The organism is Streptosporangium sp. NPDC006930, from assembly GCF_040635605.1.
GTDB lineage: Bacteria > Actinomycetota > Actinomycetes > Streptosporangiales > Streptosporangiaceae > Streptosporangium.
Map to the genome: position 1 here is coordinate 16,096 of NZ_JBEYID010000035.1, position 15,216 is coordinate 31,311.

A 15,216-nucleotide genomic window follows, 5' to 3' on the forward strand; every position below is an offset into this window, starting at 1 on the left:
GGTAGACCTGGCACTACCGCGCCCGCGCCCCCGGATCGGTTAACGTCGGGGGGATGTTCGCCCGTACTGCCCTGGCGGCGATGACCCGCAGGCCGTCGGTGTTCCTCCGCTCCTCGTGGCCCTGGCGTTCGCTCGCCTACCTGCTGTGCAGCGCGATCCACGCGGTGGCCGCGTGCGTGATGATCTACGCGGCCTACGCCTACGGCGTCGGGATCGCGAGCGTGGCCGGGCTGATCGCCGTGATCGTGCTCACCCTGCCGTCGGCGGCGTTCGAACGATGGCGGCTCCGGTTGGTGGACGGCGCGCCCGTGCCCGACCCGCACCTGAGGCCGCCGCGCCCAGGTCCGTGGGCCTGGATCACCACCCGCCTGCGCGAGCAGGCGACCTGGCGGGAACTCGGGTTCACGGTCGTCGCGGTGTCCGTGATGTGGCTGATGGACCTGGGACTGGTCTCGTCGGCGCTCTGGCTGCCGCTGCTGTTGATGTCGGGGCCGTTCCAGCCGAGCATGGACCCGCTGGACGGCGTGCCGCTGTTCGTCGCCGGGCTGCTGCTGTTCCCGCTCTTCGCCTACATGATGGCCGCGTGGGCGGGCACCCGGGCCCTGATCGCGCGGGCCCTCCTCGCGCCGGACCACACGGAGATCATCCGCTCTCGCGCCCGGCTCGTCGACGCGTTCGAGGCCGAACGCCGCCGGATCGAGCGCGACCTGCACGACGGCGCCCAGCAACGACTGGTGTCCCTCAGCATGAGGCTCGGCCTCGCCCGGCTCGACCTTCCGCCGGGATCGCCCGCCGAGGCGCAGATCGTCGAGGCGCACGAGGAGGCCAAACGCGCCCTCGCCGAGCTGCGCGAGCTGATCCGGGGCGTCCATCCCCAGGTGCTCACCGACCGAGGGCTGGGCGCGGCGGTACGCGATGTGGCGGGCCGCTCCCCCGTCCCCGTCCACGTCGACGTCTCGCTGCCCTGCCGCTTGCCGTCCCCGATCGAGGTGACCGCCTACTACGTCGTGTCGGAGGCGCTCACCAACCTCGCCAAGCACAGCCTGGCCCGGCGCGGTTTCGTGTACGGCCGGCTCCACGACGGCACGCTGGTGCTGGAGATCGGCGACGACGGGGTGGGAGGCGCCGACCCGGCGGCCGGGTCGGGGCTTATCGGCCTCGCCGACCGGGTCGCCGTGACCGACGGCGTGATGACCCTGTCCAGCCCGCCCGGCGGGCCGACGTCGCTGCGTGTGGAGATCCCGTGTCCCGTCTCCGGATAGTCCTCGCCGAGGACGGCGTACTGCTCCGCGAAGGGCTCGCCGGGCTCCTCGACCGGTTCGGCCACGAGGTCGTCGCCTCGGTCGGCGACGGCGAGGCGCTGATCGCCGCCGTGTCCGAGCACGAATCCGACATCGTCGTCGTCGACGTGCGCATGCCGCCCGACTTCACCGACGAGGGACTGCGCGCCGCGCTCGCGCTGCGCGCCTCCCACCCCGGGCTCGCCGTCCTGGTGCTCAGCCAGTACGTCGAGCAGACTTACGCGGCCGAGCTGCTCGACTCCGACGGCGGCGCGGGAATCGGCTACCTGCTGAAGGACAGGATCGGCGAGGTGCGGGAGTTCGTGGACGCGGTGGAGCGGGTCGCCGAGGGACACACGGTCGTGGACCCGGAGGTGGTGCGGCAACTGCTCAGCCTCCGGCGCGGGCCGCTGTCCCGGCTCACCCCACGCGAGCGGGAGGTCCTCGGCCTGGTCGCGGAGGGCCGCTCCAACGCCGCCATCGCCCGCGCTCTGGTGGTCACCGAGGCGGCGGTGTCCAAGCACATCGCCGGCATCCTCACCAAGCTCGACCTGCCCGTCGCGCAGGACGACCACCGCCGCGTCCTCGCCGTCCTCGCCTATCTACGGGGCCGGCCGGACGGACCGGAGGCGGAGCGACCGCTCCGGCGCTGATCGCGCCTCCTCGATCCGGCCGGTGAGCTCGGGGGCCCCACCACGAGCGGCGCGTGGCCCCGCTGCCCCGCCCGGCCGGTGCGCTCGGGGGACGCCCCCCGGAAGGCGCTTTCCATGCCTCACGCCTCATGTCGATCGAACCCCGCTCCCCCGTACGGGGAAACCACCGCGCGGTAGTTCCACGAAGAAGAGGGCAGGGGGTTTCTATGGTCATCACACAGCAACCGAAACGCTGGGCCGGCCTGCCGGTATTCGTCGTCGCGCTCGTGCTGGTGGCGGTGGTGGGCTCGCTGGCGGCCGTCAACGCGGGTGGTGAGTACCTGTCGCTGGAACGGCCGCCGTGGGCGCCGCCGCAGTGGCTGTTCGGCCCGGCCTGGACGGTCCTGTACATCATGATCGCCCTGTCCGGCTGGCTCGCCTGGTCGGCGGGCGGCCTCACCCCGGCGCTCGGCGTCTACGCGGTCCAGCTGGTCCTCAACATGGCCTGGACGCCGCTGTTCTTCGGCGCCGGGCAGTACGGACTCGCGTTCGCGGAGATCGTCGTCCTCTGGCTCGCGATCGCGCTCAACATCGCGATGTTCCGGCGGATCAGCCGCCCGGCCGCCTGGCTGCTCGTGCCCTACCTGCTCTGGGTGACGTACGCGGCCTCGCTGAACTTCGCCATCTGGCAGCTCAACTGAGTCCCCTACCCGAGGGCTTCTCAGGGGCGGTTCCTCAGGGGCGGTGAGACGGACCCCGGTGTTCTTCAGGGATGTGCGGTGAAGAACCCCGGGGCGCTCCCCGATGTCCGGGGGGTGGTGGGCCGTCAGCCTGCTGGGTGAGACATCCGCGACCCCCCGGCTGGAGCCCGACGTGACACAGGCCATCCTCGACGCCCTGCACGATGTGATGACATCTCCCTGGATCTACCTGGCGCTGTTCGCGCTGGCGATGCTCGACGGGTTCTTTCCCGTGGTCCCGGCGGAGACGTCCGTCATCACCGCCGGGGTGTTCGCCGCCGCCACCGGGGCGCCCGACCTGCTCCTGGTGATCGTGGTGGCCGCGCTGGGCGCGTTCGTGGGCGACCACGTCTCGTACGCCATCGGGCGTACCACCAACGACCGGCTGCGCAACGGCAGGCGCAGCCGCCGGGCGTTCGCCTGGGCGGAGAGGGCGCTGGCCGAGCGGGGCGGGCTCGTCCTCGTGGTGGCCCGCTACATCCCCGGCGGCCGGACCGCCTGCACCCTGACGATGGGCGCGGTCGCCTATCCCCGGCGCTCGTTCGCCCTCTTCGACGCCCTCGCCGCGGGGAGCTGGGCGATCTACTCGGGACTGATCGGCTACGTGGGCGGCGCGGCCTTCGAGAACGACCCGATCAAGGGTCTGCTCCTCGGTCTCGGCATCGCCCTGACGATCACCGTCGTGGTCGAGGTCGTCCGCCACCTCCGCCACCGCCGTACCGCGCCGCGCGTGGAGAGTGCGCCGCTCACCTCGGGTGAGCGGCGCGGCGGCGCGGCCGCCTGACGCGGAGGCGTCCGGACACGAGGACGCCGTCGGCGACGTCGGCCTCGGGTTCGGGGCCGGGTTCGGCCTCGGGGACGGGGACGGGGACGGGTTCGGGTTCGGGGACGGGGACGGGGACGGGGACGGGGCGGGGGCGGGTTCGGCGACTTCGGCGGTGAGGGAGGCGCTCCCCGCCTGGTCGAGCCCGCTCAGGAGAGGCCCGCGGGGCGACGGCCCCGACGCGAATCCCGGGGAATCCCCTGCGAAGTCAGGGAGAACCCCTATGGCTCCGCTGCCCGCCCTCGCGGGACGCTTCGACTGTTCACCACAAACCCCTCAACGGACGCCTCCACGAGGTGATCCGGTCATCTCGCCATGGCTTCATCTGCTTGGGAGGAGTGCGCATGACTGTGCTGGCGGTCGGCCTGGCGTTGCTGGGATCCCTGTTCTTCGCACTCGGTGCCGCGCTGCAGCAGTTCGAGGCGGCGGGCACGCCCCACGCCGGCCTTGGCCGTCTCGCCAGGCGACCCCGGTGGCTGATCGGCGGCCTGGCCATCGCGGGCGGCACGGCCCTGCACATCGTCGCGCTGAAATACGGCCCGCTCACGCTGGTGCAGCCGCTGGGCGTGGCCAGCCTCCTGTTCGCCCTGCCCTGCGCCGCGGCCCTGCGACACCGCAGGCCACGGGTCGGCGAGCTGGCCTCGGCCGCGGTGATCGCCGTCGGGCTGATCGGCCTGGTGATGGTCGTGCCCGAGCACGCGGGCAAACCCCACCTCAGCACCGGGGAGGCGGTGGCCCTGCTCGCGGGGGCGGCCACCGCCGCCCTGATGCTGTGGGCCCTCGCCAGGCGGGTCTCCCCCGCCGCGCGGGCCTGTCTGCTCGCCGTGGGGGCGGGCGTGCTGTACGGCGCGACCGCCACGCTCACCCGCGTCCTGGTCGACGGTGACTGGGAGTTCTGGTTCCTGCTCGCCGTCCCGATGCCGGCCCTGATCGCGCTGGTACTGCTCCAACGCGCCTACGCCGTCGGCCACTTCGGCGTGGCGTTCGCCGCCCTGCAGGTGGCCGACCCCCTCACCGCCGTCGCCTTCGGCGCCCTCCTGCTCGGCGAACCCCTGCCGACGGGCGCGGCGAGCGCGCTCACCGCCCTGGTGGCCGCCGCCCTCGTCGCAGGCGGAACCGTCGCGCTGGCCCGTACCACCCCGATGTCCCCCCACATGACGTGACAGCACGACGAACGGAGCCTTGATGGCCATGTCAGCCACCACCCTGCAGCCCTCGATACCGGGCCCCACCCTCCTGCCCACCCGGCCCCGCCGGGTGCTGATCGGGGCCGACACCTACCCGCCGGACGTGAACGGTGCCGCCTACTTCGCCCACCGGCTCGCCCAGGGACTGGCCGAGCGGGGGAACGAGGTCCACGTGGTGTGCGCCTCGGACGAGGGACCGGCCAGGACCGAGCACCTGGACGGGGTGACCGTGCACAGGCTGCGCTCGGCGCCGGTGCTGGTCCACCCGACCATGCGGGTCACGGTGCCGACCCGGCTGGACCGGCTGATCGACAGGATCGCCCCGGACGTCGTCCACGTGCAGGCGCACTTCGTCGTCGGCCGCGCGGCGATCTCCGCCTCCCGGCGCGCGGGCGTCCCCGTCGTGGCGACCAACCACTTCATGCCGGACAACCTCTTCCAGTTCGCGCACATCCCCGGCCGCCTCCGCGAGGGGGCGGGGGCGCTGGCCTGGAGGGACTTCAACCGCGTCTACTCCAGGGCCGACCGCGTCACCACGCCCACCCGGATCGCGGCCGGGCTGCTCACGGCCAAGGGTTTCGGCCCGCCGGTGGAGCCCATCTCCTGCGGCATCGACCTGGCGAGGTTCCAGCCGCGCCCCGAGCCGAAGGCGTGGGCCCGCGGGGCCTTCGGCCTGCCCGACCGGGACACGATCTTGTTCGTCGGCCGGCTGGACGAGGAGAAGCGGCTGGACGAGCTCATCCACGCCCTGCCGCACGTGCTCGACAACGTCGACGCGCAGATCGCGCTGGCGGGCACCGGAGGGCAGCGGGCCGCGCTCGCCAGGCTCGCCGACCGGATCGGGGTCGGGGACCGGGTGTCCTTCCTCGGGTTCGTGCCCGACGAGACGCTGCCCCAGGTGTACGCCGCAGGCGACGTCTTCACCATGCCGGGCGTCGCGGAACTGCAGAGCATCGCCACGCTGGAGGCGATGGCCAGCGGCCTGCCGGTCGTCGCCGCGGACGCGATGGCCCTGCCGCACCTGGTACGGCCCGGTGAGAACGGTCACCTGTTCCAGCCCGGCGACGTCCGGGAACTGGCCGGACACCTGACCGCCCTGCTCGTCTCACCCCGGGAGCGGGCCACGATGGGCGCCGCGAGCCGTTCCATCGCGCTGACCCACGACCACCAGGCCTCCCTCGCCCGGTTCGAGAGGATCTACCAGGAGGTGGCGCGATGAGGTCCGGGGCGATCGCTCTCGGAGGCGGTCCGCGGGGAGACGCCGCGACGAACTTCACGTTCGGATTTCAGGAAGGCCGCGTGACGGACTCCGAGACGATCCGCCCGGGGGTGAGGCGGTGAACGAGCGCCCACCGTCCGTCTGGCCGGGTGTGGCCGGGCCGCTGGTCGCCCTGGCGGCGATGGGCTACGCGCACCTGGTCGCGGCGGACACGGTGAACCCGATGGGTGGCCTGATCAGCGACTACGCGCTGCGTGACGGCAGCGCCTGGGCGATGGTGGGCGGCACGATCGCTCTGGCCATGGGCTGTCTCTGGGTCGCGTACCTGCTCGCCCGGGTGGAGCCGGTGCGCGGCGCCGCGGCGCGGGCGCTGTTCGTCGCCTCGGCGCTGGGACTCCTGCTCACCGCCGCGTTCCCCACCGACGCGGCGCCCGGCGTCGTCTCGGTCGCCGGGGAGATTCATCGCTGGTCGGCGGCCGTGGTCTTCACCGCGCTGCCCTGCGCGGGGTGGATGCTCGGCCGCCGGTCGGGGAACGGCCCCCTGGCGGCGGTCTCCGTCTTCTCGACGGTGCTCCTCGCCTGGTTCCTCGCCGCCCATCCGGGCTCGCTCGTCTCAGAGCTGATCGAGGGCGCCGACCACTACGGCCTGGCGCAACGCCTGCTGGTGCTCTCCCAGACGGCGCTGATCCTGATGGCCGCCCTCTGGGCGGGTCACCGCGACGACGCGCCCGCTCACCGGCCGGCCGCACGGGCGCAGGACCTGGCGATTCCCGCTCAGCCCGGCCCTGAAGACACCCGCCATCCTCGCGAGCCGATCGGTCTCGGCTGACGGCGAAGCGGCTCCCTTGAATCGCTCATGATCGAGTAAACGAGACATGTGGCACGTACCGCTTACGGTCTTACCTACGCTAACGTAGGTTACGGTTCCGTAGTCTTCGAGGGAGAAACCTGATGCGAGAGTTCAGTGAGACCGAGCTGCTGCTCGAACTTGAGCCTGTCGTCGCAGGGGAGCTGGACCGGCACCACAAGGTGGCCAAGGAGTGGTTCCCGCACGAGTACGTTCCCTGGTCGGAGGGGCGAAACTACGACGGCCTCTACGGCGGGGACGCCTGGGTCGAGACCGACACCAAGATCCCCGAGGAAGCCCGCATCTCCCTCATCGTCAACCTGCTGACCGAGGACAACCTCCCCAGCTACCACCACGAGATCGCCACCACCCTGGGCCGCGACGCGGCGTGGGGCACCTGGGTGCACCGCTGGACCGCCGAGGAGGGACGCCACGGCACCGCGATCCGCGACTACCTCACGGTCACCCGCGCGGTCGACCCGGTCGCGCTGGAGCGTGCCCGGATGGTGCACATGAGCGAGGGCTTCACCAACTCCTACGAGGGCGTGCTCGCCTCGGTGGCGTACGTCTCCTTCCAGGAGCTGGCCACCCGCATCTCGCACCGCAACACCGGCAAGGCCTCCGAGGACCCGAACTGCGAGCGGCTGCTCGCCAGGATCGCCGCCGACGAGAACCTGCACATGCTCTTCTACCGCAACCTGCTCAACGCGGCCTTCCAGCTCACCCCCGACCAGACCATGCGCGCCGTGACCGACGTCGTCACCACCTTCCAGATGCCGGGAACCGGCATCGAGGGCTTCACCCGCAAGGCGATGACCATCGCCAACGCCGGGATCTACGACCTGCGCCTGCACATCGACGACGTCCTGCAGCCGGTCCTGCGCCAGTGGGACGTGGCCAACATAAAGGGCCTCGGCGCCGAGGGCGAGAAGGCCCGCGAGGAGCTCTACGACTTCCTCGACCGGCTGGAGACCACCGCCTCCCGCTTCGTCGAGCGCCGCGAGGCCCGCCGCGCCCGCCAGGCCGCCGGCGCCTGATCCCCCGCCCGGTCGGCATACCCCCGGCATCGACCAGCGTCGCTCAGTTGCCCGGGACGCTCTCGACCGCGGCCTTCTTCGCCGTCACGGTGGGCCGGTACCGCACGTTCACGACCGACGTGGGGTCGCCCTCGCCCACCCGGTGAAGGCGTACCGGCTCACCGCCGGGGTTGTCGTACAGCCGGATGCCCTCGCCGAGCAGGACCGGCGCGATGTGCAGGTCGATCTCGTCGATCAGGCCGAGTTCGAGAAGCTGACGGCCGACGGTCGGCGAGAGCACCTCGAGGTTCTTACCGCCGGCCGCCGCCAGCCCGATCCGGACCGCCTCGGCCAGGTCGCAGCTCAGGAACGTGACCCCGTCGGCCGGCTCGGCGTCCTCGGGGTGATGGGTGAGCACGAAGGTCGCCCCTTTCCAGGCACCGCCGTATGTGTTGCCGGTGTCCGGGAAGGCGTCCCAGCCGTCCCGCCCTCCCAGCACGGCGCCCGTGGTCTGGACATACTCCTCGACCAGGTCAGGACGGAACGAGATCCCGGTCATCATCCAGTCCATCTCGTGGTTCGGTCCCGCCACGAATCCGTCCAGGGACATCGTGAAGTGCCAGAGCACCTTCCCGCCCGCGGTCTGCGGCTCGGTGTCGCCCATTCTTCGCCTCCCGCATCTGCTTGCGATTTGCAATCGGTAGGCGAACGCTAGGCCAAACCGGTAGCAGATTGCAACCACTTCGGAGGTGGGGTGCGAGTCGACGCGTTCGGGTTGTGCGATCGATGGCGCGGCCGAGGCGGCTACGCGTACTCGCTCAGACTCAAGCCTCCTCACCGGCCGGTTCAGGCCGCGGAGACCAGCTCGCGGGCCGGGGAGCGGTCGGCCGTCGGCCGCAGGCTGCGCAGGAGGACCAGCACGAGCAGGGCGGCCAGGCCGGTCGTGACCGGGGGGACGAGGAAGGCGAACGTCGCGCCGAAGCGGTCCACGAGCTGGCCCGCGACGGCCGCTCCCGCCGCGATGCCCATGCCCACGGAGCCGTTGAGCCAGGTGAACGTCTCGGTCCTCACCTCGGCGGGTACGAGGCCCTCGACCAGGGTGTAGCCGGTAATGACGGCCGGGGCGATGACGAACCCGGCCACGGCGGCTCCGGCGTACAGCGGCGGGATCGATCCGGCGAGCGTCAGGGCGACGGTGGCCGCGGAGAGCAGCCCGAGGGCGGCGGCCAGCCTGGCCGGGGCGCCGATCCGCCAGCGGACCACGCCGTAGAGGACGCCGCCGACGAAACTCGCGCCGGAGAAGCTCGCGTACACCGGCCCTGCGGCACCGGCCTGGCCGAGCGCCGCGGTGTAGGAGGTGACGCCGACCTGGAGGCTGCCGAAGACGGTGCCGAGGGCGACGAAGGCCCCCGCGAGCACGGCCACCCCGCGCAGCCGCAGCACCCCGTGCCGGGAACGGACCCGGACCGGCATCGGCTCCGGGGCACCCCCACGCACCCCCGCGAACACGAGCGTCCCCACCACGACCATGACCAGCGCCCCCGACAGCGCCCACACCGGCGAGAACCCGGTCGAGATCGCCACGAGCAGCACCGGAGCGAGGGTGAAGGTCAACTCGTCGGTGATGGATTCGAGGGCGAAGGCGGTGTCCAGCCTGCCCGACCTGCCGAGCACGTACGCCCAGCGGGCGCGGACCATCGAGCCGACCTGCGGCATCGTCGCCCCCGCCAGCGCCGAGACGACCACCAGCGAGACCGCCGAGGCGTGCGCCGAGGCGAGCACCAGCAGGGCGCCCAGCGCGACCGCGTGCACGACGACCTGCGGGACCAGCACCCTCGCCTGGCCGTACCTGTCGGCGAGCCGCCCGGTCCGCGGGCCGACCAACGCGGGCGCCACCGCGGCCACCGCGGCGGCCACCCCGGCCACGCCGTAGGAGCCGGTGGACCAGTGCACGAGCAGCAGCACGCCGAGCTGGAGCATCGCGTTCGGCAGGCGCGCGGCGAAGGCGGGGAGCAGGAACCGCCAGGCTCCGGGCGTACTGAGCACGGCGAGGTACGACTTCAACAGATCTCCGTCCAACATCCAGACGGAGGCTCCGCCCGGCTCGGGAGCCCACCGGGGGTGGTGGGCTTCGACCGGGGTGATACCGCTCTCGCGGCCGCCGAGCGGTCAGTGCGTGCGCCCCTGCAGAACGCGACAATCATTCACCTTATGCCACGAACCGCCATCTTTCGAAGCCGGCCTCTCTCCGGCCGGGGTCCCGGGTCAGTCGGCCGAACGGCCCAGGGACTGCCGCCGGGAGGCGCCGATGCTGCCGAGCAGGGTGAGTGCCTGGGCACTGGGACCACCGGGTTCGGCATGGTAGATGATCAGTTGCTGGCCGGGCGCGTCGCGCACGTCGAAGGCCTGATAGGTAAGCACCAGAGGGCCGACGTCCGGGTGCATGAGATGTTTCGCGTCCCGGGTCTTGCCCCGCACGTCGTGCGCGCTCCACAGGGCCGCGAACTCACCGCTCCGCTCGGTCAGGGTCCGTACGAGCTCGCGGAGCCGGGGATCCTCGGGGTCGAAGCCGGCCGCCTGCCTCAGGTTGGCCACGGTGGCCTGGGCGGTCCAGTTCCAGCGGGTGTAGAAGTGCCGCCCGGCGGGGTCGAGGAAGGCCATCCGTGCCAGGTTGTCGGCGGGCTCGAAGGGCGAGAACAGAGCGTCGGCCAGCGCGTTGGCGGCGAGGATGTCCAGGGTGCGGTTGATGACGAACGCGGGAGTGTTCGGGTAGCCGTCCATCAGCTGGCGCAGTGCGGGGCCGACCGTGTCCGGGATCCGGCCCGGCCGCTCGTCCGGCGCGGCGCCCGCCAGCCGGTACAGGTGCGCGCGGGCGTCGGCGTCCAGGTGCAGGGCACGGCTGAGCGCGTCGAGCACCTGGGGGGAGGGACGGCGTTCGCGCCCCTGTTCCAGGCGGGTGTAGTAGTCGGCGTTCATACCGGCCAGAACGGCGACCTCCTCGCGCCGCAGTCCGGCGACCCTGCGGACCCCGTAGGTCACCATGCCGACGTCTTCCGGCCGCAGGCCCGAACGGCGTGCGCGCAGAAAGTCTCCCAGCTCGTTGTTGGCCATGTCCCCAGGCTAGGCGGGCGGACGACTGCCTGCCCGGGTGTGTCACACCCAGGACCTGCCCGGGTGTGCCGCAGCGAGGGCGCTCGCCGCCCGGGTGCGGCACACCCAGGCGGCGAGCGTCCTGGTTGGCGGTCCGCACCCGGCCCAGACTCGGTGCCGAAGGACAGATCACCACGTACGGGAGAAGAGCATGACGAGAACCGTCGATGACGGGAAGGTGGACGTGGTCGGCATGTGGGTGACCGCGGACGGCCACATCCGCCAGGAACTACGAGCGGACGGCCGGTACGACGAGGCACGCGGCGGCCGACGCAGCGCGTACACCGGCCGGTACACGGTGACCGGCGGCCACCTGGACTACGTCGACGACACCGGGTTCACCGCCACGGGTGACATCCGCGACGGTGTGCTCTACCACGAGCACCTCGTGCTGTACCGGGAGAAGGAGCGGGCATGAGGGCATCGGCCAAGGTCATCGCGGTCACCGGGGCGAGCAGCGGGATCGGCGAGGCGACCGCCCTCCGCCTGGCCGCCGACGGCCATCACCTCCTCCTCGGTGCGCGGCGTACGGACCGGCTGGAACAGCTGACAGCGAAGATCACCACCGACGGCGGCAGCGCCTCGTTCCGGCGGCTGGACGTCACCGACGCCGCCGACGTGCGGGCCTTCGTGTCCGCCGCGCGGGAGCGGTACGGGCGGCTGGACGTGATGGTCAACAACGCCGGTGTGATGCCGCTGTCGCCGCTCGCGGAACTGAAGGTCGACGAGTGGGACCGGATGATCGACGTGAACGTCCGCGGGGTACTGCACGGCATCGCCGCCGCCCTGCCGGTCATGCGGGAGCAGGGCGGCGGGCACTTCGTGAACATCGCCTCCGTCGGCGCCTACGAGGTGTCGCCGACCGCCGCGGTGTACTGCGCCACCAAGTTCGCGGTGCGCGCGATCTCCGAGGGGCTGCGCCAGGAGTCCGCGGGCGACATCCGGGTGAGCGTCGTCTCCCCCGGCGTCACCGAGTCCGAGCTCGCCGACTCCATCTCGGACCCGGTGGCCCGCGAGGCCATGAGGACCTACCGGTCGGTGGCCATCCCGGCCGAGGCGATCGCGGACGCCATCGCCTTCGCGATCAGCCGACCCGCCGAGGTCGACGTCAACGAGATCGTGATACGCCCGGCCGCCGGCGCCCAGTGACGGCGTCACGCCGGAGCCTGATCCGGAAACGGGCGACCGGGCTCCGGCGGGCGGACTGCCGGATGGGATGGGGTGCACGACAGCACCGGAGCCGAACTTCCGAGCGCCATCCGGTCGCCTTGAAATCCCGGCAGATCGAAAGGCAGACGTTCGGCAGATCGAAAGGCAGACGTTCGGCAGATCGAAAGGCAACCCTTCGGCAGATCAAAAGTGACGACCGGCAGTAAACGATCTTTTCCATCGAGCGCTCGGGTACCAGGGAAACCTCGTACGCAGGCCGCGAAGGCGAATCGGCAGGGGCCAGACGGGCGTCATGGGGTTCGACCACTGATCTTCTCCGCGTGGTGAAGGTCATCGCGCTCCCACGGGGAGCCGGTGCGGACGGCCGTTCGCAGTGTGGGCCAGGACAGGGCCGCGAGGGCGGCTGCGAGGGCGGCGACGGCCACCATCGCCCCTGACAGGCCGGTCGCCTCGGCCCAGCGCCCGACGTAGACGGGACCGGCGAGGAAGCCGAGGTAGGCCACGGTGGCCACCACGGATGTCGCCCTCCCCCGGGCGGCCTCGCCGACCTGGGCCGCGACGACACCCATCAGCGTGGGGAAGAGCACCACCGTACCGGCCGCGGCCAGGGCGAGCCCGAGCAGGACCACGGGGACGGACCGCGCGCCGGACACCAGCAGGGTTCCGGCCGCGGCCGTCACCGCGCCGGAGATCAGCATGACCGTGGCGTACCGGGAGCCGAACGCGCCGGCGGCGAAGCGGGTGAGGGCGACGACGGCGGCGAAGACCGCGGGACCTGCCGAGGCGAGCGCGGGGCCGGCGCCGGCCACGTCGGCGAGGTAGACCGCGCCCCAGCTCTGGTGGGCGTTCTCCACCGCGAAGGCGAGCGCGCCCAGGCCACCGACCACGAGCAACGGGAACAGGCGCACGACGTGCCGCCCCCGGGCGGCCCCCGCCGCGTCCGGGACGACATCCTCGGCGCTCGAGGCGGTTCGCCGGTCGGCCGCGACGGCGAGTGCCGCACCGGCCGAGGCCGCCGCGACCAGCAGGAACGGCGCGACGACCGGCGCCCCCAGGCCGCCGAGCAGCAGCCCTGCGGAGAGGCTGCCGACCACCACCATCGCGGAGAAGGTGCCGTGCGCGCGGGTGATGACCGGCCTGCCCGACGCCCGCTCCGCCGAGGCCGCCGCCGCGTTGATCGCGACGTCGGCCGCTCCCGAGGAGGCCCCGAGCAGCGCCAGCCCCGCCGACAGGCTCCAGAAGTCGCGCCCCGCCACGGCCACCAGCGTCCCCACCGCACCGAGCGTCACCAGCAGGAACGCGGCCACCCGCAGCCCCCAGCGGTCGACCGCCCTCCCGGTGACGAGCATCGCGGGCAGCGCTCCCGCCCCCACGAACAACAGCGCCGTGCCCAACTGCCCGTCACCGAGCTCGGCCTGGGCGCGGATCGCGGGCACCGAGGCACCCCACACCCCCCAGAAAGCACCGAACGCGGCGAACCCCACATAAGCGGTACGTGCCCGAACTCCGCCCTTTCCTCCTGCCATGTGTGTAACGATACACAAATCAGCTGTGTATCGATACACAGATACCCTCGGACCATGAGCGGACGGACAACGCGACGCAGGGTGACCATGGCCGAGGTCGCCCGCGCGGCAGGCGTGTCGGTGATGACCGTCTCGTACGCCTACGGGCAACCGGGCCGGGTCTCCGACGAGGCACGGGCCAAGGTCCGCGAGGCCGCCGAGCGCCTCGGCTACCCCGGCCCGCATCCCGGCGCGCGCTCACTGCGCAGCGGCAGGACCGGCAACCTGGGCGTCGTCCTCGGCGAGCACCTCACCTACGCCTTCGACGACCCGCAGGCCACTCGTTTCCTGTCCGGTGTCGCCCAGGTCTGCGCCGATCACGGCATGGCGCTCACGCTCGTACCTGTCACGGGAAGCCCTTCCGACGTCGACCGGGTCACCGAGGCCGCCGTCGACGCCTTCGTGGTCTGGACGACCGCCGACGACGACCCCGTCATCGACGCCATCACCGCCACCGGCCTGCCCGCCGTGGTCCACGGCGGCCCGCGCCGCGACGGCCTCTCCTTCGTCGCCGCCGACGACCGCGCCGCAGCGGCGGCCGTGGGCCGCGAGGTCTTCGCGGGAGCGCGTCACCCGGGAGTGCTGAGCTTTCCCCTCGACCGCGCGAGGGTCTCCCGCGTCGCCTTCGGCGCCCCCGGTAGTCGCGTGCTTCCAGAAGCGAGCGACGCTCCCGGGAGCGAGCCTCCCCAAAACGTCGGCACCGCTTCCGGAACCGCCGACAGCACTCCGGGCATCACCGACGCCGACTCCCGAACCACCTCGGCCGACGCGCCCGCGGGCATCGACCCCGACACCTCGACCTTCCGGGTCACCCGCAGGCGCCTGCGCGGTTACCGCGACGCCTGGGCCGAGACCGGCGGCGACTGGTCACAGGTCCGCGTGGCGGTCTGCTCCACCAACAGCGCACGAGAGGCCGAGACACTCGCGGCCGAGTTGCTCACCGGCCCGTACGCCTGCGACGCGATCGCCGCGATGAGCGACGAACTGGCCCTCGGTGTCCTGCGCGCCGCCACCCGCCTGGGCCTCACCGTTCCCGGCGACCTCACCCTCAGCGGCTGGGACGACTCCGCCGCCGCCCCTGCCGGGCTCACCACGATCGCCCAGTCCCTACGCGACCAGGGCGCCCGCTGCGCCCGCACCGCCCTCGGCCACCTCACCCCGGCCGACCGGGACACCGACGTCGCCTGGCACCTGATCAGCCGCAAATCCACCCGGCGACCTTAAAACGGACTTTTCTCCTCGCGCAGCCCAGGAAACATGGCTTCTCTGTGGGAATGGTACGTAGACATCGTGTAGGGATAGCTGTTTTTTCTATTTTTCTTATTTCCCGGCCTTCCCGCCTCTTGCCCGATACCCTCACAACCCGGAAACACGCAACGATTCCGAGGATGGAGTGTCATCGTGGGCGAACACACCGCCAAGAGGCAGCAGAACATGATCAAATTTCTTGCACCGTTGACGATCATCGTGGTGGCCGCCTCGACAGTGATCTGGCTACGCCGTCGCCCCGGCCAGCCGATACAGGTCTCGGTCCACGTCTAGAGGCCCCCTCCGCCCATCGAACCAACATCAATTCACATATGGGCG

General features: G+C 72.0%; 16 protein-coding genes. 12 read left to right on the forward strand and 4 right to left on the reverse strand.

Annotation, left to right across the window (positions count from 1 at the left end; all coding sequences use genetic code 11):
* The first annotated feature begins 53 nt into the window (after window positions 1-53).
* The 8 genes from ABZ664_RS37245 to ABZ664_RS37280 all read left to right on the forward strand — a co-directional run bounded on the left by ABZ664_RS37245 (window position 54) and on the right by ABZ664_RS37280 (window position 7,765).
* Window positions 54-1,262 carry a sensor domain-containing protein gene (locus ABZ664_RS37245; protein ID WP_362521535.1) on the forward strand — a complete coding sequence of 403 codons (1,209 nt, stop codon included), beginning with the start codon at window positions 54-56 and terminating at the stop codon, window positions 1,260-1,262.
* Window positions 1,244-1,933: a response regulator transcription factor gene (locus ABZ664_RS37250; RefSeq protein ID WP_362521538.1), complete on the forward strand. Its 690-nt coding sequence runs from the start codon at window positions 1,244-1,246 to the stop codon at window positions 1,931-1,933. Before ABZ664_RS37245 ends, ABZ664_RS37250 begins: the two co-directional genes overlap by 19 nt.
* A 206-nt stretch (window positions 1,934-2,139) precedes the next feature.
* Complete coding sequence (locus tag ABZ664_RS37255) at window positions 2,140-2,613, forward strand: TspO/MBR family protein (RefSeq protein WP_362521541.1); 474 nt, start codon at window positions 2,140-2,142, stop codon at window positions 2,611-2,613.
* Window positions 2,614-2,716: 103 nt separating this feature from the next.
* Window positions 2,717-3,436, forward strand: a complete 720-nt coding sequence (locus ABZ664_RS37260; RefSeq protein WP_362521544.1) for a DedA family protein — start codon at window positions 2,717-2,719, stop codon at window positions 3,434-3,436.
* A gap of 383 nt (window positions 3,437-3,819) precedes the next feature.
* Window positions 3,820-4,638, forward strand: a complete 819-nt coding sequence (locus tag ABZ664_RS37265; protein WP_362521547.1) for a DMT family transporter — start codon at window positions 3,820-3,822, stop codon at window positions 4,636-4,638.
* Between the two features lie 22 nt (window positions 4,639-4,660).
* The gene (locus ABZ664_RS37270) at window positions 4,661-5,881 is read left to right on the forward strand and encodes a glycosyltransferase (protein WP_362521550.1); all 1,221 of its coding nucleotides are present in this window, start codon (window positions 4,661-4,663) and stop codon (window positions 5,879-5,881) included.
* Window positions 5,882-5,999: 118 nt separating this feature from the next.
* Window positions 6,000-6,710: a DUF998 domain-containing protein gene (locus ABZ664_RS37275; protein ID WP_362521553.1), complete on the forward strand. Its 711-nt coding sequence runs from the start codon at window positions 6,000-6,002 to the stop codon at window positions 6,708-6,710.
* Between the two features lie 122 nt (window positions 6,711-6,832).
* Window positions 6,833-7,765, forward strand: a complete 933-nt coding sequence (locus ABZ664_RS37280; RefSeq protein ID WP_362521556.1) for an acyl-ACP desaturase — start codon at window positions 6,833-6,835, stop codon at window positions 7,763-7,765.
* Window positions 7,766-7,808: 43 nt separating this feature from the next.
* On the opposite strand, the gene ABZ664_RS37285 is transcribed toward ABZ664_RS37280, so the two are convergent.
* The 3 genes from ABZ664_RS37285 to ABZ664_RS37295 form a co-directional block, all read right to left on the reverse strand.
* The gene (locus tag ABZ664_RS37285; RefSeq protein WP_362521559.1) at window positions 7,809-8,408 is read right to left on the reverse strand and encodes a dihydrofolate reductase family protein; all 600 of its coding nucleotides are present in this window, start codon (window positions 8,406-8,408) and stop codon (window positions 7,809-7,811) included.
* Window positions 8,409-8,590: 182 nt separating this feature from the next.
* Window positions 8,591-9,808: an MFS transporter gene (locus ABZ664_RS37290; protein ID WP_362521562.1), complete on the reverse strand. Its 1,218-nt coding sequence runs from the start codon at window positions 9,806-9,808 to the stop codon at window positions 8,591-8,593.
* Between the two features lie 201 nt (window positions 9,809-10,009).
* Window positions 10,010-10,855: a helix-turn-helix transcriptional regulator gene (locus ABZ664_RS37295; protein ID WP_362521565.1), complete on the reverse strand. Its 846-nt coding sequence runs from the start codon at window positions 10,853-10,855 to the stop codon at window positions 10,010-10,012.
* A gap of 190 nt (window positions 10,856-11,045) precedes the next feature.
* Here ABZ664_RS37295 and ABZ664_RS37300 point away from each other — a divergent pair, with 190 nt between their 5' ends.
* On the forward strand, window positions 11,046-11,312 hold the full coding sequence (locus tag ABZ664_RS37300; RefSeq protein WP_362521568.1) for an Atu4866 domain-containing protein: 267 nt from the start codon (window positions 11,046-11,048) through the stop codon (window positions 11,310-11,312).
* Entirely contained in the window at window positions 11,309-12,043 is a 735-nt protein-coding gene (locus ABZ664_RS37305; RefSeq protein ID WP_362521570.1) for an SDR family oxidoreductase, read from the forward strand. The genes ABZ664_RS37300 and ABZ664_RS37305 overlap by 4 nt, the downstream gene beginning before the upstream one ends.
* Before the next feature lie 311 nt (window positions 12,044-12,354).
* Here ABZ664_RS37305 and ABZ664_RS37310 read toward each other — a convergent pair whose 3' ends face one another.
* On the reverse strand, window positions 12,355-13,590 hold the full coding sequence (locus tag ABZ664_RS37310) for an MFS transporter (protein ID WP_362521572.1): 1,236 nt from the start codon (window positions 13,588-13,590) through the stop codon (window positions 12,355-12,357).
* 54 nt (window positions 13,591-13,644) lie between these two features.
* On the opposite strand from ABZ664_RS37310, the gene ABZ664_RS37315 reads away from it, so the two are divergent.
* Both ABZ664_RS37315 and ABZ664_RS37320 read left to right on the forward strand, forming a co-directional pair.
* Window positions 13,645-14,853: a LacI family DNA-binding transcriptional regulator gene (locus ABZ664_RS37315; protein WP_362521574.1), complete on the forward strand. Its 1,209-nt coding sequence runs from the start codon at window positions 13,645-13,647 to the stop codon at window positions 14,851-14,853.
* A gap of 177 nt (window positions 14,854-15,030) precedes the next feature.
* Window positions 15,031-15,171, forward strand: a complete 141-nt coding sequence (locus ABZ664_RS37320; protein WP_362521576.1) for a hypothetical protein — start codon at window positions 15,031-15,033, stop codon at window positions 15,169-15,171.
* The last annotated feature ends 45 nt before the right edge of the window (window positions 15,172-15,216 follow it).

Bases quoted from the DNA above. Each gene is read 5' to 3' on its own strand.
- ABZ664_RS37245 (WP_362521535.1), top strand. From the start codon at position 54: ATGTTCGCCCGTACTGCCCTGGCGGCGATGACCCGCAGGCCGTCGGTG.
- ABZ664_RS37255 (WP_362521541.1), top strand. From the start codon at position 2,140: ATGGTCATCACACAGCAACCGAAACGCTGGGCCGGCCTGCCGGTATTC.
- ABZ664_RS37310 (WP_362521572.1), bottom strand. From the start codon at position 13,590: ATGGCAGGAGGAAAGGGCGGAGTTCGGGCACGTACCGCTTATGTGGGG.
- ABZ664_RS37260 (WP_362521544.1), top strand. From the start codon at position 2,717: ATGTCCGGGGGGTGGTGGGCCGTCAGCCTGCTGGGTGAGACATCCGCG.
- ABZ664_RS37265 (WP_362521547.1), top strand. From the start codon at position 3,820: ATGACTGTGCTGGCGGTCGGCCTGGCGTTGCTGGGATCCCTGTTCTTC.
- ABZ664_RS37270 (WP_362521550.1), top strand. From the start codon at position 4,661: ATGGCCATGTCAGCCACCACCCTGCAGCCCTCGATACCGGGCCCCACC.
- ABZ664_RS37295 (WP_362521565.1), bottom strand. From the start codon at position 10,855: ATGGCCAACAACGAGCTGGGAGACTTTCTGCGCGCACGCCGTTCGGGC.
- ABZ664_RS37300 (WP_362521568.1), top strand. From the start codon at position 11,046: ATGACGAGAACCGTCGATGACGGGAAGGTGGACGTGGTCGGCATGTGG.
- ABZ664_RS37305 (WP_362521570.1), top strand. From the start codon at position 11,309: ATGAGGGCATCGGCCAAGGTCATCGCGGTCACCGGGGCGAGCAGCGGG.
- ABZ664_RS37280 (WP_362521556.1), top strand. From the start codon at position 6,833: ATGCGAGAGTTCAGTGAGACCGAGCTGCTGCTCGAACTTGAGCCTGTC.
- ABZ664_RS37315 (WP_362521574.1), top strand. From the start codon at position 13,645: ATGAGCGGACGGACAACGCGACGCAGGGTGACCATGGCCGAGGTCGCC.
- ABZ664_RS37285 (WP_362521559.1), bottom strand. From the start codon at position 8,408: ATGGGCGACACCGAGCCGCAGACCGCGGGCGGGAAGGTGCTCTGGCAC.